Here is an 18903-nt window from a genome sequence, read left to right on the forward strand (position 1 = left end):
GGGGCTTGCATGAGGCAGCGACCGGGGCACAACCAGGGGTCCCGGCCTGTCGGGGGCTATACCCTGATTGAACTCACGATGGTGGTCGTGATTCTGGGCGTGGTGGCAGCGATTGCCCTGCCGCGCTTTTTTACCACCAGCGTTTACCAGCAACGCTTTTTTGCCGACGACCTGCTGTCCGGCCTGCGTTATGGCCAGAAGCTGGCGTTGGCATCCGGTTGCCGGGTACAGGTGAGTGTCGGTGCGGGCGGCTTTGCCCTGCGCAAGGACAGCAACTGCCTCTCGGGGGGGGCTACCAGCTACCCCGCGACCAGCAACGTGCTGCACCCCTCCACCTATGATGCCTTTACTAACAGCAACCCCGATGGTGTGACGGTCACGGCCGCCACTCTTGAGTTCACCAGTGTCGGGGGGCTGAGCGGTTGCAGCAGTGGTGACCAGGTGATTACGGTGGGCAGTGGGGCGGACCTGCGCACCTTAAGGGTCGACTGCACGACCGGCTTTGCGCGATGAGGAGCTTTCGACAGCAACAGGGGCTGACCCTGATCGAGTTGGTGATCAGCATCGTCATCGGGGGTATTGCCGCGGCGGCGCTGCTGGGGGCCATGGCCACCATCGGTGGGCGCAACGCCGACCCCATGCTGCGCCAGCAGGCACAGGCCATTGCAACCGCTTATATGGATGAAATCTATCTCCAGCCCTTTGTCGATCCCGGCCTGGCTCCTTCGGCCAGTCCCTGTGCCGGTCCTCCGGCCGCGAGCAGAACGCTGTTTGATAATGTCTGCGATTACGATGGCCTGCTCGATACGGGCGCGGTCGATGCCAATGGCAATGCCATTGCATTACTGGGGCTCTACCGGATTTCAGTAAGGGTTACCCCCACCCCCTGGCAGGGTCTGGCGGCCAGCGATGTGCTACGGGTTGAGGTGGAGGTGACACCACCGGATGGTACGGCGGTGTTACTCACTGGCTACAGGACACGCTACTGATGCAGGGCCCTGGACTGACGCTTCCAAGGGGCTTCACCCTGATTGAGATGGTGATGGTGATCGCCCTCAGTGGTGCCGTGTTAGCCCTGGTCTCTACGGTGTTGACCCGCCCCATGGAGCACTATGTCGATAGCGCACGGCGGGCGGAACTGGTGGATGTGGCGGAGTCGGCACTGCAGATCATGGCTCGCGATGTGCGCAGCGCGCTACCCAATAGCCTGCGGGTGAGTAGCGGTCGGGCGCTGGAGATGGTGAATGTGGTGGCTGGCGCGCGCTACCGTGCGGAGCCGGACGGCTCCGGTGGTGGCGACCCCCTCGATTTTGCTGCCCCCGATGGCGGCTTCGATGTGTTGGGAACCCTGTCAGTCCCCCCCGGAGGGCGGCTGGTGATCTACAATCTGGGGGCCCGGGACGCGGGCGGGAACCCCTTGCCCGGGGCCAACGTGTATGCGGGTCCGAGTCCGGGGCCTTTACCGGTCGCGGGCAGCCATGTGATCTCCCCCTCCGGGGCGACCCTCAGTGGAGGGGCCCTGGTGACCATCAATCCCCCCTTTCAATTTGCCCTCCCCTCCCCGCAGCGGCGTGTCTACGTCGTGGACCAGCCGATCAGCTATCTCTGCGAGGGGGGGCAGATTCGACGCTACACGGGGTATGGCTTACAGCCATCGCAGCCGGTGAGCGGATCACTCCCCCCTTTGTCGGCGGCCAGTGAGGCGCTATTGACCCAGCATGTGACAGGGTGCAGTTTTACCTATGATGCGGGCTTGAGTAATCAGGGGCGGGGCCTGCTGACCCTTTCATTAACACTCTCGCTGGGTGGGGAAAGTATCTCGTTGCTGCACCAGGTACACGTGGATAATTCGCCATGATAGCCCATCACAAGGAGCGAGGATTTTCACTGGTGGCTATGATGTTTCTGGTCATTGTGGTGGCCTTGGCGATCACCTTTATGGCGCGGCTGATGGGGGTGCAGGCCGCAACGACCGATATGGGACTGTTGAGTGCCCGGGCCTTTCAGGCCGCGCGAGCCGGTATCGAGTTTCAGGCTCACCGGGTGCTGGGTGCCAACAGTTGCAGCAACGCCAACCTGGCGCTGACCGCCGCGGGCTTGAATGGCTTCAGCGTTCAAAGCCGGTGTATATTGCAGGGGACTTTTCAGGAAGGGACTCGTCAGGTGAGGGTGTATCGCATCGTTTCCGAAGCCAGCTATGGCAGCTATACCAGCTCTCCCGACTATGTCTACCGGCAGATTGAAGCGATCATTACTCGGGATTGACGATGAAGCTATGCGCGCAACCCCATAAATTTTGTGCTGGCAAGCGATGGTTGCTGCTGTGCCTGTGGCTGCTTTCCTCAATGGTTTCGGGGGCGGATAACCGTTATCAATGGACTGCTGGGATGGTCGGCGCTGCCAGTGGAAACCTCGGATCCAGCCTGCTATCGATGATGGCCTCGACAGCACCTTTGCTTGTCTCCCAGTGTGCTGCGAGCTTCCCCAATGCCATGCAGGCCCACACGCTGGGCAATGGTAGCGTAGGGCGCATTATGTTTGGGCGTGATGCGCGCCTGACCAACCCCAGCGACCCCTTTCTCTTCGCCCGTAGGATTCAGGTTCAAAACCAGTCGACCGAGCTGAGTTGCACGACCCAGCACTGCCAGCCGAATAACCAGGCGGTTGCGCAGCTGGATCCCGGACCGTTTGACGATCACCGAAGTTCGGGCGCAGGCGGTAATCTCAGTGTTGCCGCCGGGAGCAATGGGATCCTCGGCAGCGGCAGTGATTTTCAGTTCGACCGGGTAGTGGTGGGGGCGGGGGCCACTCTCAACCTGAGCCCGAATCACACCGAGTACCGGATCAACCTGCTGGATCTCCAGGCGGGTGCCCGCTTGAATCTGGTGGCAGGCGACTACTGGATCAGCGACTGGCTGGTGGCCGAGGATGTTGAACTCAATGTGATCGGCTCAGGTACCGCTCGCCTGTTTGTTGAAAACGACCTGGCCATCGGCGATAGAACGCGGTTCAACTCGCCGGCGATGGGTAGCGGCGGCGATGCCAGCCAGCTACTGCTTTATGGCTATGGTGATATCAGCTCGGGGCGGGAGACGACCCTGAGCGGAATTCTCTATGCGCAGGGGACCGCCAGTCTTGGTGGCGGCAGCGTTAATGTTGGCGCCATAGCGGGTGCCGGTTTAACTCTCCAGCGTGAGGGTCTCTATACCTACGACGCCGCGGCGCTGGGTCGTATTGACTGGGGAGCGCTTTGTCCCGGGGTGGGCTCCGCCGTCGATCACTTTAAGCTGCAGCATGTTACCAGTGCCATCTTCTGTGACAGTGGCGGGGTGAACGTAACCGTCAGTGCCCGAGACCTGCTGGACGATCTGGTGGATGATTATACCGGCAGCATCACCCTCGATACCCAGAGTGGACGGGGTGAGTGGAGCCTGCTGGCGGGGGGAGGCAGTTTTGCCAACGGAGCCGCCGATAATGGGGTCGCCACCTACCAGTTCGTGGCCGCTGACCTCGGCGTCGCCGAGTTCAGATTGACCTACAATGACGGCACCCCCCTGTTGCCGTTAGCGGCCAGTGTAACGCTGCTGGTTTACCAGAGCGATGATACGGGTATCCGTGATGATGCCAGCTCCGGGGCGATCGACTTCTCGCCGAACGGTTTTACCCTCACCGCGACCGCCCTGCCCAACCCGCCGTCGGCACCCATCGATAAACGGATTCCGACCCAGGTAGCGGCGGTTGATTTCGAGCTCCACATCGCCGCTTTCGGGCAAACTGAAGAGGACCCCCGGTGTGGTGTGATCGAGTCCTATGAGGGGATAAAAAACCTGAACCTGTGGATCGAGCGGGTAGTCCCCGTGGCCGGACCACGGCGGGTGACCCTGGATGGAACTCCCTTAGGTGATGGCGAGCCATCCGCCACCGTGCATGGCATCGAATTTACCCGGGGTCAGGCCAGGCTGGTTAACCTCAATTACAAGGATGTGGGCGAACTGCGTATCGGAGCCCGTGAGGGCACCTTACCGATTCGGGGGGAGACAGAGGGCGTTGTGGTTCGTCCCTATGAGCTGCGGCTGACCCGGGTGGCAGAAGCGGCCAATGGGGCTAATCTCAATCCCGCCCCCCAGCCCCCGACCCTGGTATCCCCCGCTGATCCCCTGTTTCTTGCTGCGGGTGAGCCCATGGCGCTGGAGGTGCAGTCGCTGGATGCCGAGGGTGACATGACCCCGAGTTTTGGTGGTGAAGGAGAGGGGGTTGGCTTTGATACTGCGCTATTACAGCCTTTAGGTGGTGTCGATCCCGGGCTGGTCAGTCTCTCCGGGGCGGTCAGTGGAGGACTCTACAGCGGACAGCAACGCTGGGATGAGGTGGGCTCCATTTCGCTGCAGGCGCGTATTGAGGATGGTGACTACCTGGGTATCGGCACGTTGGAAACCGCAGCCATTGTACGCAGCCCCGTGGCGGTTGGCCGGTTTGTGCCCGCCTATTACGGGCTCGGCAGCAATGTACCGGTGCTCCGCAACGGAGACGGGGGCTGGGCCTGCGCTTTTACTTACCAGGGACAGCCGTTTGGCTTTCAGACGGACCCAGAGATCACCCTGACCGCATTCAGCCGGGTGAACTCGATTACCCGCAATTACGGCAATGAACTGTGGAAGTTGGCCGGTACGCTGGCGGCGAGAACTTATAGTGATGAAGCGGGGCAGGGAGGGGACCTGCAGGTCGACAGCAGTGGAGCGATGGTGACCCTGGCCGGTGATAACGACCTCGACGGTATCGGTAGCCTCAGCATCAGTGGGGAGCGGCTCAGTTACGATAAGCGTTCCCTTCGCCCCGGCGCCAGCGATATCCCCTTCTCGGCACGCCTGGCGCTGGAGCTGGCGGCCAGCGACCTGACGGATGCGGATGGCACCTGCTACCGGGGTGTCGCCGGTGCGGGGGCGAGCTGTGAGGGGTTCAGTCTCAGCGCTATCACGGGCACCCAGATCCGCTTTGGTCGCCTGGTCATAGAGCCGGCCTATGGCCCGGAAATTTTGCCAGTCAATCTGCCGGTGAGGGTGGAGCAATGGGATCAGGTGGCTGGCCAGTATGGCTTTGTCACCAATGCGGCGGATGGCTGCACCGAGCTGTCCGTCGCCCCGGCGGCAGGGGTGTATAGCATTAGCCTGTCGGACTACAGCGGTAATCTGGTCAGTGGTGAAACCGCACCGGCCTGGCCCGGGCTTGTTGCGGGCGTGGGTGCGCTGAACCTGAGTGCGCCGGGTATAGGTAACGAGGGCTCGGTGCGGGTGACCCTGCAGGCCCCGCCAGCGAGCGACTGGTTGTTGTACGACTGGTTTACCCTGGGGGTAGCGGCTAATCCCAGCGCAACGGCGACCTTTGGCATCTTTAGGGGAGAGGAGCCAGTGATCTACCGCCGGGAGGTCTACCGCTAAAGTTCGGCCTCGCTATCGCTGTCCACCTCGGCCCCGTTCATGCCCAGCTCCTTGATCTTGCGGGTCAGGGTGTTTCGCCCCCAGCCCAGCAGCAGGGCAGCGTCCCGGCGTCGGCCCGCCGTGTGGCGCAGGGCGGCGTCGATCATAATGCGTTCAAAACTGGGAACGGCGCTGTCGAGCAGGCCGCTGTTGCCCTTGCTGAGCTCCTGGTCGGCCCAGTTGCGCAGGGCCTGTTCCCAGTTGTTGGTGGTGGTGGACTGCTCCCCCTGCTCAGTCAGCTCCGGCGGCAGGTCGGAAATCAGCACCTCGCGACCGGAGGCCATCACGGTGATCCAGCGGCAGGTGTTTTCGAGCTGGCGCACGTTACCGGGCCAGGCCAGGTTACGAAGGTACTCCTCGGTTTCCGGTTTCAGTAGCTTGGGTTCAACCGCCAGCTCCTTGGCTGCTCGGTTAAGAAAGTGACGCATCAGCAAGGGGATATCCTCACGCCGGTCACTGAGTTTTGGAATATGAACTCTGATCACATTGAGGCGATGGAACAGATCCTCCCTGAAGCTTCCCTCCTTAACCAGCGACTCAAGGTTCTGGTGAGTGGCGGCAATGATGCGAACATCCACCTTGACCGGCGTATGGCCACCCACCCGATAGAACTCGCCGTCTGCCAGAACGCGCAGCAGGCGGGTCTGGGTCTCGGCCGGCATATCACCAATCTCATCGAGGAAAAGCGTACCGCCATCGGCCTGTTCGAAACGCCCCTGGCGCTGTCCGGCCGCTCCTGTAAATGACCCTTTTTCATGTCCAAAGAGCTCTGATTCCATCAGGTCCTTGGGGATGGCTGCCATGTTGAGAGCAATAAAGGGCTTTTCCCTGCGTGGGCTGTGACGGTGAAGGGCGTGGGCAACCAGCTCCTTACCGGTGCCCGATTCACCGTTGATCAAGACGGTGATGTTGGACTGGGAAAGCCGTCCGATGGCTCGAAACACCTCCTGCATCGCCGGTGCTTCACCAATGATTTCCGGGGTCGCCATTGCCTGTGGCTCAGCCTGTTGAGCCTGGTTTTCCCGGGCATGGGTGAGCGCTCGCTTGACCAGACTGGTGGCTTCATCGACGTCGAAGGGTTTGGGCAGGTACTCGAAGGCGCCCCCCTGGTAGGAGGCGACCGCGCTATCAAGATCGGAATGGGCCGTCATGATGATCACCGGAAGCTCAGGAAACTGCTCCTTGATCTGGGTGAGTAGCGCGAGCCCGTCGATGCCTGGCATGCGGATGTCACTGATGATCACTTCGGGCTGGGTCTGGCTGATCTTCTGCATCACCTGGTCGCCACTCTCAAAGCTGGAGGTGGTGATCGCTTCCTGCTGCAGTGCTTTTTCCAGCACCCAGCGTATGGATCGGTCATCGTCGATAATCCATACCTTGCTTTGGTTCATATTCCGCTCCGAAAATCTAACAGGAAATGGGGAGGTAAATGGTGAAACAGGTGTGGCCCGGTTCCGACTGGCACTCCAGCACCCCCTGGTGGCGTGTAATAATGGAGTGGGCGATGCTGAGTCCGAGGCCGGTGCCGTTAGCACGCCCGCTGATCATGGGGTAGAAGATCTGGTCTTTGATCGTCTCGGGTATGCCGGGGCCGTTATCAATCAGGTCGATGCGTGCGACCAGCCGGTGGCGCTGGTTACCAATGGTAAGCTGGCGCTGGGTGCGGGTACGCAGGGTCAGGCAGGCGCTGGCCAGGCCGTCCTCCCGGGTCTCCATGGCCTGCATGGCATTGCGGGCAATGTTGAGGAGCACCTGCATAAGCTGCTCGCGGTCGGCACCGAGATCGGGAATGCTGGGGTCGTAGTCGCGCTCTATGCGCAGGTTGCCCTGCACCTCGGCGCTGATCAGTTGGCACACTCGCTCCAGCAGCTCGTGGATATTGAGCTCCTGGATGTTGGGGGGCTTGACGGGGCCCAGCATCTTGTCGACCAGGTTGCTGAGGCGGTCGGCCTCCTCAATGATGATGTTGGTGTAGTCCTGCTGTTCGGGGTTCTCAAGCTCCCGTGCAAGCAGTTGCGCTGCGCCGCGAATACCACCCAGCGGGTTCTTGATCTCGTGGGCCAGTCCGCGCACCAGGGTTCGGGTAGTCTCCTGCTTGGAGAGCATCTCCTCTTCGCGGCTGATGCGTTTGAGGCGGTCACGGGGTTGTAGCTCTATCACCAGCGTGGTGTTGGCGCCGTTGAGGGGGGTGACTACGTAATCCACCTCCAGCTGCGCGCCCGTGTGCAGGTAGAGCACCGCTTCCCACTTGGTAAAGGGGTTAGCGTCGCGGATCGCCTGCAGCAGGGCATCGGTGGAGGAGGGGTTTTCGACGAACAGATCGGATAGGGGTTGGCCGTGGAGGCGGGTATCGCTGGCCTCCATCATCGCTTCGGCTGCCGGGTTCATGTAGATCACGCAGAGGCGGTCATCAACCACCACCACGGCGGTGGAAAGGTTTTCCAGGAGTTGTTGATGCAGGCCGGACATGAATCCTCAGAGAAGCAGCGGTGACTGCCTCTGTAAATGCAAAAGGTGAGCCAAAATATGGCGCGTGCCCTCTTTTGAACCCATCGGGTGGGAGGCCCCGCCAAGCGGGGCTCCAGTATGAGGCAGAGGCGCACGGGCTGGTCTCAGTATAGAGGCAGATTAACGCCAATGCACCATTATGGTGCGGAGCTTGGGGGGCTGCCTTCTACTGGGTCAGTTGCGGGGGGTGGGGCGTGGTGGCGTGCCCAGGGCGGCGCGATGCACGAACACTTCTACACGGCTGCTGATCAGGGTGTTGCCCCGGGCGTCCACTACCTGTACCTCCAGGGTGTGGGCACCGCGATCGACGTTCTTGAGGGCGAAGCTGAGGCTCTTCTGGCGGCTATCGAATGGTTTTCCATCGATCAGCAGGCGGGCGCTGTCGCTTTCGCGCATCTCGGGCTCGGTGGCCGCAATCACCTGCAAGTCCCCCGCGCCGCGGATGGTTTCACCGGGTTCGGGAGAGAGAATACGCAGGGCGTCGTACTTGAAGGGCTGGTCCTTTGGCTTGTCGTTATCGTTGCTGGTTGAGGCGGGCAGCGGTTTGACGGCGGGCGGTGAGACGGTGGTCATCGGCTTCAGCTTGACCGCTTCCGCGGCCTGCCCTTCGGGGGGGTTATCCGTGAAGGTGACGTTACCCGCCGGATCGACGGTGCGATAGATCTGCGCGCCCAGGGTCGGTGTGGACACTAATGTGCCGGCCATTATCAAAACCACCAGTCGCTTCATCATGAGCAGGTCTCCGCTACCGTCTGGCTAGAGTATAAGTCATTACACCAGGAAACAAAAAAGCCCCGACAGGCGGGGCTTTCAGGGAAACCAAAGGCTTCGAGCGTGGTGTTATACGCTGTAGTACAGGTCGAACTCAACCGGGTGAGTGGTCTGGCTGACGCGGATGCACTCCTCCTTCTTGAGGGCGATGTAACCGTCGATCATGTCGTCGGTGAACACGCCGCCGGCTGTCAGGAACTCACGGTCGGCATCCAGTTCGGCCAGGGCTTCTTCCAGGCTGGCAGACACGGTGGGGATCTCAGCGGCTTCCTCGGCCGGCAGGTCGTACAGATCCTTGTCGGCGGCGTCGCCGGGGTGGATCTTGTTCTTGATGCCGTCCAGACCGGCCATCAGCAGAGCGGCGAAGGTCAGGTAGGGGTTACCGGATGGGTCGGGGAAACGCACTTCGATACGACGCGCCTTGGGGCTGCTGACGTAAGGGATACGGATGGAAGCGGAACGGTTACGGGCGGAGTAAGCCAGCATCACCGGAGCTTCGAAGCCGGGCACCAGGCGCTTGTAGGAGTTGGTGGAAGCGTTGGCGAAGGCGTTGATCGCCTTGGCGTGCTTGATCACACCGCCGATGTAGTACAGCGCAGTGTCGGACAGGCCGGCATAGCCGTCGCCAGAGAAGGTGTTGTCGCCACCCTTGGAGATAGACATGTGCACGTGCATACCGCTGCCGTTGTCACCAACCAGGGGCTTGGGCATAAAGGTGGCGGTCTTGCCGTAGGCGTGTGCCACGTTGTGTACGCAGTACTTCAGGATCTGAACTTCGTCGGCCTTCTTCACCAGGGTGTTGAACTTGACGCCGATCTCGTTCTGGCCAGCAGTACCCACCTCGTGGTGGTGTACTTCGACCTCAAGGCCCATAGCGGTCATGGCGTTGCACATGGCGCCGCGCAGGTCGTGCATGGAGTCGACCGGAGGAACGGGGAAGTAGCCGCCCTTGATACCGGGACGGTGGCCGGTGTTGCCGCCTTCAAATTGCGCGTTGGAGGCCCAGGCCGCCTCTTCGGAGTTGATCTCATAAGAGCAGCCGGAGATATCAAATTTCCACTTCACGTCGTCGAATACGAAAAACTCGGGCTCGGGACCGAAGAAGGCGGTGTCACCGACACCGGTGGACTTCAGGAACTCCTCGGCGCGCTTGGCAACGGAGCGGGGGTCACGCTCGTAGCCCTGCATGGTAGAGGGTTCAACGATGTCGCAGCGCACGATCAGGGTGCTCTCGTCGGTGAAGGGGTCCATTACGGAGGCGATGTCGTCGGGCATGAGGATCATGTCGGACTCGTTGATGCCCTTCCAGCCTTCAATGGAGGAACCGTCGAACATCTTGCCCTCTTCGAAGAAGTCATCGTTGACCTCGCCGACCGGGATGGTGACGTGCTGCTCTTTACCGCTGCTATCGGTAAAGCGCAGGTCGACCCACTTAACATCATTATCTTTAATCAGTTTCAGAGTGTGCTCTGACATCTCGTTTCCTCCAAAAAGGCATTATGTGTGGTGGTTGTCCCACCTATTACGCTGATCTGTCCGTTGCCAGGTTGATGACAATGCAGAACCAAAATCGTGACCCAAGATAAAGCAAAGTGTATGCCATGCCGCTGTTTTGCCTCTGGAGGGCGCAGCCAGCGGGCTCTACCGGAGTGTAGTCGCAATATTCTGACCGTCAACGCACCATGATGGTGCTCGCATCCGTGTTTGTGCACTCATCTGGTGCTTTTTTTGTCGGTGCGTGCTTCAGGTTGGGGAGCAATCTTTGTCGATCAATCCGCCCCCAAGCAGTGCCGAGTCTACCCGCTTTTTGTATAATGTACCGCCTATTTTTCCCTCCCAGATGACCCATTTAATGAAATTTATCGTAAAGCTGTTTCCCGAGATCACCATCAAGAGCAAGCCGGTGCGCACCCAGTTTGTGAAGAAGCTGCGCCGCAACATTCGTACCCTGCTGAGGGTCATTGATCCGGAGCTTGAGGTGGAGGGTGGCTGGGACCGGGTCGAGGTGGTCCCCTCCACCGAGGATCCCCAGCTCTGCGCCCAGTTAGTGGAGCGGCTGATGAACACGCCGGGCATTGCTCACATCCTCGAAGTGAGCCAGCACCGCTTCGAGACCCTGCACGACCTGTTCGAGATCACCCGCGCTGAGGTGGGGGAGTCGCTGGCCGGTAAGACCTTCTGCGTGCGCGCCAGCCGCAGCGGCGAGCACGAGTTTACCTCCCATGAAGCCGAGCGTTATATCGGAGGCGGACTGAACCAGCATACCGACGCGCTGGGGGTGCGGCTGAAGGATCCTGACACCACGGTGCGCCTCGAGATTCGCAACAAGACCCTGTCGATCGTCCGCCGCCGTTATGAAGGCTTGGGGGGCTTCCCCCTGGGCACCCAGGACCCCGTATTGTCGCTGATCTCCGGTGGCTTCGACTCCACCGTCTCCAGCTTCCTGATGACCAAGCGTGGAGTGAATACCCACTTCTGCTTCTTTAATTTGGGGGGCAAGGCCCACGAGGTGGGGGTCAAGGAGGTGGCTTACTACCTCTGGAGCAAGTTTGGCGCCTCCCATCGGGTGATGTTTGTATCGGTCCCCTTCGAGGAGGTGGTCGCCGAGATCCTTACCCGGGTGGATAACTCGCAGATGGGGGTGGTGCTCAAGCGCATGATGCTGCGCGCCGCCAGCCAGATCGCCGAGGAGATGGAGATTGGCGCGCTGGTCACCGGCGAGGCGATCGCCCAGGTGTCGAGCCAGACCCTGCCCAACCTGGCGGTGATCGACGCCGTCACCGATACCCTGGTCCTGCGCCCGCTGATCGCCATGGACAAGCAGGATATTATCAATATCTCCCGTCGTATCGGCACCGAGGAGTTTGCCAGCCACATGCCCGAGTACTGCGGAGTGATCTCGGTAAACCCCACCACCCGTGCGCGCAAGCACCGGGTTGAGCGGGAGGAGGAGCGTTTCGATATGGCGGTGCTGGAGCGGGCCATCAAGGGACGCCAGGCGATGCCCATCAACCACATTCTGGGCCAGCTTGAAGCCCAGGAGCGGGCGGCCGAGACCGCTGAGGTAGCCAGCGGGGAGGTGGTGATTGATATTCGCCACCCCACCGAGCAGGAGATAAAGCCCCTCGAACTGGAGGGGGTAGAGGTGATCGAGGTGCCTTTTTACGCCCTTCACAGTCGTTTCGCGGAGCTCGATCCCGGCCGTCAGTACCTGCTTTTTTGCGAGAAAGGGGTGATGAGTCAACTGCACGCCATGCACCTGCGTGACGAGGGTTTCAGTAACGTGCGGGTATATCGCCCTTCGGTCTAGATCCATTGCACGCAAACCGTGCAATTGCGCGGCGCTGCTGTATAATTCGCGCTCTTTTTTCGTTGAGGTCCCGACTGTGATCGACAAGTTACGTAATATCGCCATCATCGCCCACGTTGATCATGGCAAAACCACACTGGTGGATAAGCTGCTGCAGCAGTCTGGAACGCTGGAGCGGCGCGATCAGGGCGTCGAGCGCATCATGGACTCCAACGACCAGGAGAAGGAGCGCGGCATCACCATTCTTGCCAAGAATACGGCGATCGAGTGGAACGGCCACCACATCAACATCGTGGACACTCCCGGGCACGCCGACTTCGGTGGCGAGGTGGAGCGGGTTATGTCGATGGTCGACTCGGTGCTGCTGCTGGTGGACGCCGTCGACGGCCCTATGCCCCAGACCCGGTTCGTGACCCAGAAAGCCTTCGAGCGTGGCCTCAAGCCGATTGTGGTGATCAACAAGGTTGACCGCCCCGGCGCCCGTCCCGACTGGGTGATGGACGAGGTATTCGAACTGTTTGACCGCCTCGGTGCTACCGATGAGCAGCTGGACTTCCCGGTGATCTACGCCTCAGCCCTTAACGGGGTTGCCGGTGATGATCCCGATAACCTGGCTGAGGATATGACACCCCTGTTGCAGATGATCTGCGACAAGGTGCCGGCTCCCGATGTCAGTGTTGAGGGACCCCTGCAGATGCAGATTTCTGCCCTCGACTACAACAGCTACGTTGGCGTTATCGGTGTGGGCCGTGTTACCCGGGGTAAGGTCAAGCCGGGTTCCCAGGTGGTGGTCGTGGGTGCCGATGGATCGACCCGCAAGTCCAAGCTCCTCGGAGTCATGGGTTACCTGGGGCTGGAGCGGGTTGAGACCGAAGAGGCGCAGGCCGGTGACATCATCTGTATCACCGGTATCGACAAGCTCAATATCTCCGATACGGTCTGCAGTCCCGAGGCCCCCGAGGCCCTGCCTCCGCTGACCGTGGATGAGCCTACGGTGAGTATGACCTTCCAGGTGAATGACTCCCCCTTCGCGGGCCAGGACGGCAAGTTCGTCACCTCCCGCAACATCAGCGAGCGCCTTGAGCGCGAGCTGATCCACAACGTGGCCCTGCGGGTTGAGCGGGGTGATACCGCAGACAAGTTCAAGGTCTCCGGTCGGGGTGAACTGCACTTGTCGGTGCTGATCGAAACCATGCGTCGTGAAGGCTTCGAGATGGGGGTTTCCCGTCCCGAGGTGGTCAAGAAGGAGATTGACGGTGTCATGCACGAGCCCTTCGAGCACGTGGTGATCGACGTCGAGGAGGCCCACCAGGGCTCCATCATGGAGGAGATGGGTCTGCGCAAGGCCGAGATGACCAACATGGAGCCTGATGGCAAGGGGCGGGTCAAGCTGGAGTTTATTGTTCCGGCCCGTGGCCTGATCGGATTCCGCGGTCACTTCCTGACCCTGACCTCCGGCTCCGGCATCATGACCAGCATCTTCGACCATTACGGCGAAGTTAAGGAGGGTGAAGTCTCCTCCCGCCAGAACGGCGTGCTGGTCAGCATGCTCAAGGGCAAGACCGCGGCCTATGCGCTCTTCAATCTGCAGAGCCGTGGCCGCCTGTTCCTGGGCCATGCGGTGGATGTCTATGAGGGGCAGATCATCGGTCTGCATTCGCGCAGCAACGACCTCGCGGTTAACCCGGTCAAGGGCAAGCAGCTGACCAATGTTCGCGCCTCCGGTACTGATGAAGCGCTGACCCTGACCCCGCCGGTGACCCATACCCTGGAGCAGGCGCTGGAGTTTATCGAAGATGACGAACTGGTCGAAGTGACACCTAATCACATTCGTCTGCGCAAGAAACTGCTTACCGAAAACGAGCGTAAGCGCGCATCCCGTAGCAAGGACTAAACGGGGGCCCGCAAGGGGCCCCCAATCGACGCCCCGCAGCTTTCACTGCGGGGCTTTTCAGAGTAATGTTAGTGCACCCGGTGACTTGCTAAGGATGCGCTATGTTTACCCTCTATCCCGCGATTAAACCCCGTCAACGACACAGCCTGAAGGTAGACCCGCCCCACGAGCTTTATGTGGAGGAGAGCGGTAGTCCCCATGGGATTCCGGTGTTGTTTGTGCATGGGGGGCCGGGCATGGCGTGCGACAAGCACAGCCGCCGTTTCTTTGATCCTGAAGTCTACCGCATCATCCTGTTTGACCAGCGTGGCACCGGCCGCTCGACTCCCCATGCCGAGCTGGAGGGCAATGACACCGAGGCCATGGTGGCCGATATCGAGCGGGTGCGCGAGTTTATGGGGATCGACAAGTGGGTGCTGTTTGGGGGGGCATGGGGGGCCACCCTCAGCTTGCTCTATGCCCAGCGTCACCCCGACCGGGTATTGGGGATGGTTTTGCGGGGCACCATCCTGTGCCGGGACAAGGATATCCGCTGGATCTTCCAGGAGGGGGCCAGCCGTGTGTTCCCGGACTACTGGCAGGAGTTCTGCGGCCATGTGCCGGAAGAGGAGCGGGAGGACCTGCTCGGGGCCTATTATCGGCGCCTGGTTGGCCCTGATGATCTGGCGCGCATGGGGGCTGCCCGGGCCTGGGCGCAGTGGGAGGGACGCTGTGCCTCCCTGCGACCCAACCAGAACCTGCTGGACACCTACGCTGACCCCCATCGAGCGAAATCGATGGCGCGTATGCAGTCTCACTACTTTATCAATCGCGGCTTTATCGACGAGAACCAGATTCTCGATAACATGGACCTGATCGCTGATATCCCCTCCATCCTGGTACACGGTCGCTACGACATGATCAGCCCGCTCGATAACGCCTTCGAGTTGCAAAATCGCTGGCCGATGGCGGACCTGCACATTGTGCGTGATGCCGGCCACTCCTCCATGGAGCCTAGTATCTCCGACGCGCTGATCCGTGCGACTGACGAGATGGCGCGTCGCCTGCGCCCCGAGCTGGGGCCGAGCGAAGGCTAGTGCGATGAAGGCGCTGATTCAGAGGGTCAGTTCGGCCAGTGTTTCGGTGGCCGGAGAGTGCGTGGGCGAGATCGGTGCCGGTCTGCTGGTGTTGCTGGGGGTGGAGCGGGAGGACACACGGGAGATCGCCGATCGTCTGCTCGATCGCCTGCTGCGCTACCGTGTGTTTGCCGATAACGAGGGGCGGATGAACCTGAGCCTGGCCGATACCGGTGGCGGGCTGTTGCTGGTCTCCCAGTTCACCCTGGTGGCCGACACCCGCAAGGGGCTGCGGCCGGGGTTCAGTGGAGGCGCCTCCCCCCAGCTGGGCGAGGCCCTTTATGACTATATGCTGGAGGCTGCCCAGCGTCGCCATGCGCCGGTGGCTGCCGGCCGTTTTGGTGCCGATATGCAGGTGAGCCTGGTCAATGATGGGCCCGTCACCTTCCTGCTGGAGATGAGCTGAGGGCGCCTGTTTTCAGGGGCGTGTCAGAAATTGTCGTAGAGCTTGCCGACGATCAGGGGGATGGCGTTTTCGACCCGCTGGATGCGCGGCCCTATGTGGACACCACTGAACCCCGCCTGCTCCAGCTTTTCCACCTCATAGGGGATAAATCCCCCCTCCGGCCCGATCGCCAGGAGGCTCTCCTCCTGCAGGCGGTGGGGTGCACCCTGATGACTGCCCGGGTGGGCCAGCAGGCAGCGCTTGCCGGCGGCCAGCGCCGGGAGGCGGTCCTCAACAAAGGGTTTGAAGCGTTTTTCAAGCACTACTTCGGGCAGTCGGGTGTCCCGCGCCTGCTCCAGTCCCAGTATCAGCTGCTCTCGAATTGCTTCCGGCCGGAGCCAGGGTGATTGCCAGTAACTCTTTTCGACCCGGTAGCTGTTGATCAGAATAAGACGCTTGATACCCAGGGCGCTGATGCCTTGCAGGATGCGTTTGAGCATTTTGGGCCGCGGCAGCGCGAGTAGCAGGGTAAGGGGCAGGGGCGGTGGTGGTGGCTGGTCGAGGTCGAGCTCCAGTTCGGCGAGGGCGGGGGTCAGGCGGGTCAGGGTGCCGCTACCCATGGGACCATCGATCAGCCCCACCCGCAGCAGTTCGCCCTCGGCGGCTCGGTGCACCTCCCGTAGGTGCTGCAGTCGCCGGTCGCTGAGCTGTACGCGGTTGCCCTGCAGCTCCTCGGCCGATACCAGAATCAGGTTCATGGGGCTAGGAGGAGACCTGCTCCTCGTCGCTCTCTTCGTCATCCTCGCCCTTGGGGAGCATGCGGGCGAACAGGATGCCCACCTCAAACAGGAACCACATGGGGAGCGCCAGCAGGGCCTGGGAGATTACATCGGGAGGGGTGAGAAGCATGCCCAGCACGAAGCAACCGACCACCACGTAGGGGCGCTTCTCGGCCAGGCTGGACACCGATGAGGCGCCCGACCAGACCAGTAGCACGGTGGCGATGGGGATCTCAAAGGCGATGCCGAAGGCAAAAAAGAGCTTAAGGACGAAGTCCAGGTAGCGGTTGATGTCGGTCATGATGGTGACATCGCTGGGTCCGATACTGGTGAAGAAGCCAAACACCAGCGGGAACACCACGTAGTAGGCGAACGCGATACCGGCGTAGAACAGCAGCACGCTGGAGAACAGCATGGGTATGGCGATGCGCTTCTCGTGCTGGTAGAGGCCCGGCGCGATGAAGCTCCAGATCTGGTGCAGGATAAAGGGGATCGCCAGGAAGATGGCCAGTACGATGGTGAGCTTGAAGGGGGTCAGGAAGGGAGAGGCGACCTCGGTCGCGATCATGGTGGACCCTTCGGGCAAAAAAGCGCGCAGAGGCTCGGAGACAAAGGCGTAGATTTCGTTGGCGAAATAGAACAGGCCAAGGAAGATCACCAGCACCGCCAGTACGCAGCGCAATATGCGGTCGCGAAGTTCGACCAGGTGAGAGATCAGGGGCTGTTCGGCACCGCTTTGGGTTTCGCTCATGATGGTTAGGCTGTCCGGCTGTCGCTCAAGGGCCACTGGCCTCAGGCGTTACTCTGGTTGGCGTCGGGTTTGGCAGCAGGCTTGCTGGCCTCATCGGGGGCGCTGGCGGCGGGTTTGTCCGCCGTTGCCTTTGTCGATGACTGGTAGGGGTTGATATCGCTGTCTAGGCGCTCGTGGTGCAGGGTTCGGTTAATATCCTGCTGCGCCTTTTTGATATCTCCCTGCAGCTCGCGCCCGGTTTCGCCGAGTTCTTTGAGTACCGACTCGTTGTGCAGCTGGCGGCGGATCTCATCGGCACCCACTTCGCGTTCGATCTCACTCTTTACGGAGGCGAAGCCCCGCTTGAGTCGACCGATCCAAAGCGCAATGGTACGTACTGCCGTTGGCAGTCGCTCGGGGCCCAGCACCAGCAGGGCCACGATTCCGATGATAACCAGTTCAGCAAAGCCGATATCAAACACGTTGCGTTATCCTACTCAGGCTTTCTTCTCTTCGGTTTTTTCGGCGGCTTCGCTCTTGGCGGTTGTATCAGCCGGCTTGGGCTCCTCGAGCTGTTTGTTGGCCTCATCCTCGGGGGTCATTGCCTTCTTGAAACCCTTGATGGCGCCGCCCAGGTCTCCGCCGAGGTTGCGCAGCTTCTTGGTACCGAACAGCATGATTACAATCACCAGAATGATAAGTAGCTGCCAGATACTGATTCCACCAAATCCCATAATTAGATCTCCCGAATGGTTTGTACTGTGTCGTTATTGTTGGTTTAGCGCTATTGGTTTGAGGCTATTGGTTTAGAGCGAATGCAGTGAGCCGCCACCGAGCAGGTGAAAATGGAGGTGGAACACCTCCTGCCCGCCGCCATGGCCAGTGTTGGTCACGGTGCGGAAACCCTGGTCGAGCCCCTGCTGTCGAGCGATTCTGGGCAGTGTCAGCAGCAGGCGGGACATCAGTTCGGCATCCTCTTCTTTCAAGTCATAGAGGTTTTCGATGTGCTTGTGGGGGATCACCAGCAGGTGAACCGGTGCCTTAGGGGCGATATCTCGAAAGGCAACGCAATCATCGTCCCGATAGATCACCTCGGCCGGAATCTCCCCCGCGCTGATTTTGCAAAATAGACAATCACTCATTATTTTTTCTCCGTCCGCGATGCTTTCTCTTCCAGTCCGGAGAGGTCGAACCGCCGTTCCAGCTCCTGCAGGATATCATCAGGCCCCAGCCCCAGATGCGAGAGCATAACCAGGGAATGAAACCATAGATCGGCGGTTTCGTACACCAGGTCTTTGGTCTGACCGCTGCGCTGGGCATCTTTTGCGGCGAGCAGGGTTTCGGTGGCCTCTTCGCCCACCTTCTCGAGAATCTTGTTGAGCCCCTTGGCGTGCAGGCTGGCAACATAGGAGTTGTCCGGGGCCGCCTGCTTACGCTGTTCCAGCACCCTGGCGAGGGCGGAGAGGGTATCGTTGCTCATAGGAATCTGTGACTCATCGGTTCGGCTGGCCTCGGCCAGGCGCGGTTAATAGATATCTTGCGGGTCTTTTAAAACCGGGGCAACTGTTTTCCAAACGGGTTCTCCTGTGCTCTCATCCAGTTGGCGGTAAAAGCAGCTGCGCCGTCCGGTATGGCAGGCGATGCCACCGAGCTGCTCCACGGAGAGCAGCAGAACATCGCCATCGCAGTCGAGGCGGATCTCCCTGAGCTGCTGCACGTGTCCTGAGCTTTCCCCTTTACGCCAGATCGCCTGGCGTGAGCGGGACCAGTAGATGGCGCGCTGCTCCTTGATCGTCAGCGCCAGCGCCTCGGCGTTCATCCAGGCGACCATCAGCACTTCACCAGTGGCCTGATCCTGGGCGATGGCCGGTACCAGCCCTTTGCTGTCCCATTTTACCTGATCTAACCAGTCGCTCATTCTATCCTCGCTTGGGTTC

General features: G+C 60.7%; 20 protein-coding genes. 9 read left to right on the forward strand and 11 right to left on the reverse strand.

Annotation, left to right across the window (positions count from 1 at the left end):
- Positions 1 to 9 precede the first annotated feature (9 nt).
- The 5 genes from D0544_RS14850 (at position 10) to D0544_RS14870 (ending at position 5435) form a co-directional block, all read left to right on the forward strand.
- Complete coding sequence (locus tag D0544_RS14850; RefSeq protein WP_125017499.1) at positions 10 to 513, forward strand: prepilin-type N-terminal cleavage/methylation domain-containing protein; 504 nt, start codon at positions 10 to 12, stop codon at positions 511 to 513.
- Positions 510 to 989 (forward strand): type IV pilus modification PilV family protein, encoded by a 480-nt coding sequence (locus tag D0544_RS14855; RefSeq protein ID WP_207905898.1) that lies wholly within the window; start codon positions 510 to 512, stop codon positions 987 to 989. The genes D0544_RS14850 and D0544_RS14855 overlap by 4 nt, the downstream gene beginning before the upstream one ends.
- Positions 989 to 1858, forward strand: a complete 870-nt coding sequence (locus D0544_RS14860; RefSeq protein WP_207905899.1) for a type II secretion system protein — start codon at positions 989 to 991, stop codon at positions 1856 to 1858. Before D0544_RS14855 ends, D0544_RS14860 begins: the two co-directional genes overlap by 1 nt.
- Positions 1855 to 2265: a pilus assembly protein MshP gene (locus D0544_RS14865; RefSeq protein ID WP_125017501.1), complete on the forward strand. Its 411-nt coding sequence runs from the start codon at positions 1855 to 1857 to the stop codon at positions 2263 to 2265. Before D0544_RS14860 ends, D0544_RS14865 begins: the two co-directional genes overlap by 4 nt.
- 122 nt (positions 2266 to 2387) lie before the next feature.
- Complete coding sequence (locus D0544_RS14870) at positions 2388 to 5435, forward strand: DUF6701 domain-containing protein (protein WP_125017503.1); 3048 nt, start codon at positions 2388 to 2390, stop codon at positions 5433 to 5435.
- Here D0544_RS14870 and ntrC read toward each other — a convergent pair.
- The 4 genes from ntrC to glnA form a co-directional block, all read right to left on the reverse strand.
- Complete coding sequence (gene ntrC, locus D0544_RS14875) at positions 5432 to 6865, reverse strand: nitrogen regulation protein NR(I) (protein ID WP_125017505.1); 1434 nt, start codon at positions 6863 to 6865, stop codon at positions 5432 to 5434. The two genes, D0544_RS14870 and ntrC, sit on opposite strands and share 4 nt — an antisense overlap.
- 16 nt (positions 6866 to 6881) lie before the next feature.
- Complete coding sequence (gene glnL / locus D0544_RS14880) at positions 6882 to 7943, reverse strand: nitrogen regulation protein NR(II) (RefSeq protein WP_125017507.1); 1062 nt, start codon at positions 7941 to 7943, stop codon at positions 6882 to 6884.
- 213 nt (positions 7944 to 8156) lie between these two features.
- Entirely contained in the window at positions 8157 to 8714 is a 558-nt protein-coding gene (locus D0544_RS14885; protein WP_125017509.1) for a DUF4124 domain-containing protein, read from the reverse strand.
- A gap of 108 nt (positions 8715 to 8822) precedes the next feature.
- Complete coding sequence (gene glnA, locus D0544_RS14890; RefSeq protein WP_125017511.1) at positions 8823 to 10229, reverse strand: glutamate--ammonia ligase; 1407 nt, start codon at positions 10227 to 10229, stop codon at positions 8823 to 8825.
- A 376-nt stretch (positions 10230 to 10605) separates the two neighbouring features.
- Between glnA and thiI the strand changes: the two genes are divergently transcribed.
- The 4 genes from thiI to dtd all read left to right on the forward strand — a co-directional run bounded on the left by thiI (position 10606) and on the right by dtd (position 15478).
- Positions 10606 to 12063, forward strand: coding sequence for a tRNA uracil 4-sulfurtransferase ThiI (gene thiI, locus D0544_RS14895; RefSeq protein ID WP_125017513.1), 1458 nt, complete (start codon positions 10606 to 10608; stop codon positions 12061 to 12063).
- Between the two features lie 76 nt (positions 12064 to 12139).
- Positions 12140 to 13957 (forward strand): translational GTPase TypA, encoded by a 1818-nt coding sequence (gene typA, locus D0544_RS14900; protein WP_125017515.1) that lies wholly within the window; start codon positions 12140 to 12142, stop codon positions 13955 to 13957.
- A 101-nt stretch (positions 13958 to 14058) separates the two neighbouring features.
- A complete protein-coding gene (gene pip / locus D0544_RS14905; protein ID WP_125017517.1) occupies positions 14059 to 15033 on the forward strand; it encodes a prolyl aminopeptidase in 975 nt (324 codons plus the stop codon).
- A gap of 4 nt (positions 15034 to 15037) precedes the next feature.
- The gene (gene dtd / locus D0544_RS14910; RefSeq protein WP_125017519.1) at positions 15038 to 15478 is read left to right on the forward strand and encodes a D-aminoacyl-tRNA deacylase; all 441 of its coding nucleotides are present in this window, start codon (positions 15038 to 15040) and stop codon (positions 15476 to 15478) included.
- 23 nt (positions 15479 to 15501) lie between these two features.
- Here the strand turns inward: dtd and D0544_RS14915 are convergent, their stop codons facing one another.
- The 7 genes from D0544_RS14915 to hisI all read right to left on the reverse strand — a co-directional run bounded on the left by D0544_RS14915 (position 15502) and on the right by hisI (position 18884).
- On the reverse strand, positions 15502 to 16215 hold the full coding sequence (locus D0544_RS14915; protein WP_125017521.1) for a 16S rRNA (uracil(1498)-N(3))-methyltransferase: 714 nt from the start codon (positions 16213 to 16215) through the stop codon (positions 15502 to 15504).
- 4 nt (positions 16216 to 16219) lie between these two features.
- On the reverse strand, positions 16220 to 16987 hold the full coding sequence (gene tatC, locus D0544_RS14920; protein ID WP_125017523.1) for a twin-arginine translocase subunit TatC: 768 nt from the start codon (positions 16985 to 16987) through the stop codon (positions 16220 to 16222).
- Between the two features lie 41 nt (positions 16988 to 17028).
- Entirely contained in the window at positions 17029 to 17448 is a 420-nt protein-coding gene (tatB, locus tag D0544_RS14925) for a Sec-independent protein translocase protein TatB (RefSeq protein WP_125017525.1), read from the reverse strand.
- Positions 17449 to 17463: 15 nt separating this feature from the next.
- Positions 17464 to 17700 carry a Sec-independent protein translocase subunit TatA gene (gene tatA / locus D0544_RS14930; RefSeq protein WP_125017527.1) on the reverse strand — a complete coding sequence of 79 codons (237 nt, stop codon included), beginning with the start codon at positions 17698 to 17700 and terminating at the stop codon, positions 17464 to 17466.
- A gap of 72 nt (positions 17701 to 17772) precedes the next feature.
- Positions 17773 to 18108: a histidine triad nucleotide-binding protein gene (locus tag D0544_RS14935; RefSeq protein WP_125017529.1), complete on the reverse strand. Its 336-nt coding sequence runs from the start codon at positions 18106 to 18108 to the stop codon at positions 17773 to 17775.
- Positions 18108 to 18446, reverse strand: coding sequence for a phosphoribosyl-ATP diphosphatase (locus tag D0544_RS14940; protein ID WP_125017531.1), 339 nt, complete (start codon positions 18444 to 18446; stop codon positions 18108 to 18110). Before D0544_RS14940 ends, D0544_RS14935 begins: the two co-directional genes overlap by 1 nt.
- A 45-nt stretch (positions 18447 to 18491) precedes the next feature.
- The gene (gene hisI / locus D0544_RS14945; protein WP_125017533.1) at positions 18492 to 18884 is read right to left on the reverse strand and encodes a phosphoribosyl-AMP cyclohydrolase; all 393 of its coding nucleotides are present in this window, start codon (positions 18882 to 18884) and stop codon (positions 18492 to 18494) included.
- Positions 18885 to 18903: the final 19 nt, after the last annotated feature.

Origin of the sequence: Aestuariirhabdus litorea (assembly GCF_003864255.1) — a bacterium.
Lineage (GTDB): Bacteria > Pseudomonadota > Gammaproteobacteria > Pseudomonadales > Aestuariirhabdaceae > Aestuariirhabdus > Aestuariirhabdus litorea.

Excerpts from the sequence above, each read along its gene's own strand:
- D0544_RS14850 (WP_125017499.1), top strand. The coding sequence starts at position 10 with ATGAGGCAGCGACCGGGGCACAACCAGGGGTCCCGGCCTGTCGGGGGC.
- D0544_RS14855 (WP_207905898.1), top strand. The coding sequence starts at position 510 with ATGAGGAGCTTTCGACAGCAACAGGGGCTGACCCTGATCGAGTTGGTG.
- D0544_RS14860 (WP_207905899.1), top strand. The coding sequence starts at position 989 with ATGCAGGGCCCTGGACTGACGCTTCCAAGGGGCTTCACCCTGATTGAG.
- D0544_RS14865 (WP_125017501.1), top strand. The coding sequence starts at position 1,855 with ATGATAGCCCATCACAAGGAGCGAGGATTTTCACTGGTGGCTATGATG.
- D0544_RS14870 (WP_125017503.1), top strand. The coding sequence starts at position 2,388 with ATGGTCGGCGCTGCCAGTGGAAACCTCGGATCCAGCCTGCTATCGATG.
- ntrC (WP_125017505.1), bottom strand. The coding sequence starts at position 6,865 with ATGAACCAAAGCAAGGTATGGATTATCGACGATGACCGATCCATACGC.
- glnL (WP_125017507.1), bottom strand. The coding sequence starts at position 7,943 with ATGTCCGGCCTGCATCAACAACTCCTGGAAAACCTTTCCACCGCCGTG.
- D0544_RS14885 (WP_125017509.1), bottom strand. The coding sequence starts at position 8,714 with ATGATGAAGCGACTGGTGGTTTTGATAATGGCCGGCACATTAGTGTCC.
- glnA (WP_125017511.1), bottom strand. The coding sequence starts at position 10,229 with ATGTCAGAGCACACTCTGAAACTGATTAAAGATAATGATGTTAAGTGG.
- thiI (WP_125017513.1), top strand. The coding sequence starts at position 10,606 with ATGAAATTTATCGTAAAGCTGTTTCCCGAGATCACCATCAAGAGCAAG.
- pip (WP_125017517.1), top strand. The coding sequence starts at position 14,059 with ATGTTTACCCTCTATCCCGCGATTAAACCCCGTCAACGACACAGCCTG.
- dtd (WP_125017519.1), top strand. The coding sequence starts at position 15,038 with ATGAAGGCGCTGATTCAGAGGGTCAGTTCGGCCAGTGTTTCGGTGGCC.
- D0544_RS14915 (WP_125017521.1), bottom strand. The coding sequence starts at position 16,215 with ATGAACCTGATTCTGGTATCGGCCGAGGAGCTGCAGGGCAACCGCGTA.
- tatC (WP_125017523.1), bottom strand. The coding sequence starts at position 16,987 with ATGAGCGAAACCCAAAGCGGTGCCGAACAGCCCCTGATCTCTCACCTG.
- tatA (WP_125017527.1), bottom strand. The coding sequence starts at position 17,700 with ATGGGATTTGGTGGAATCAGTATCTGGCAGCTACTTATCATTCTGGTG.
- D0544_RS14935 (WP_125017529.1), bottom strand. The coding sequence starts at position 18,108 with ATGAGTGATTGTCTATTTTGCAAAATCAGCGCGGGGGAGATTCCGGCC.
- D0544_RS14940 (WP_125017531.1), bottom strand. The coding sequence starts at position 18,446 with ATGAGCAACGATACCCTCTCCGCCCTCGCCAGGGTGCTGGAACAGCGT.
- hisI (WP_125017533.1), bottom strand. The coding sequence starts at position 18,884 with ATGAGCGACTGGTTAGATCAGGTAAAATGGGACAGCAAAGGGCTGGTA.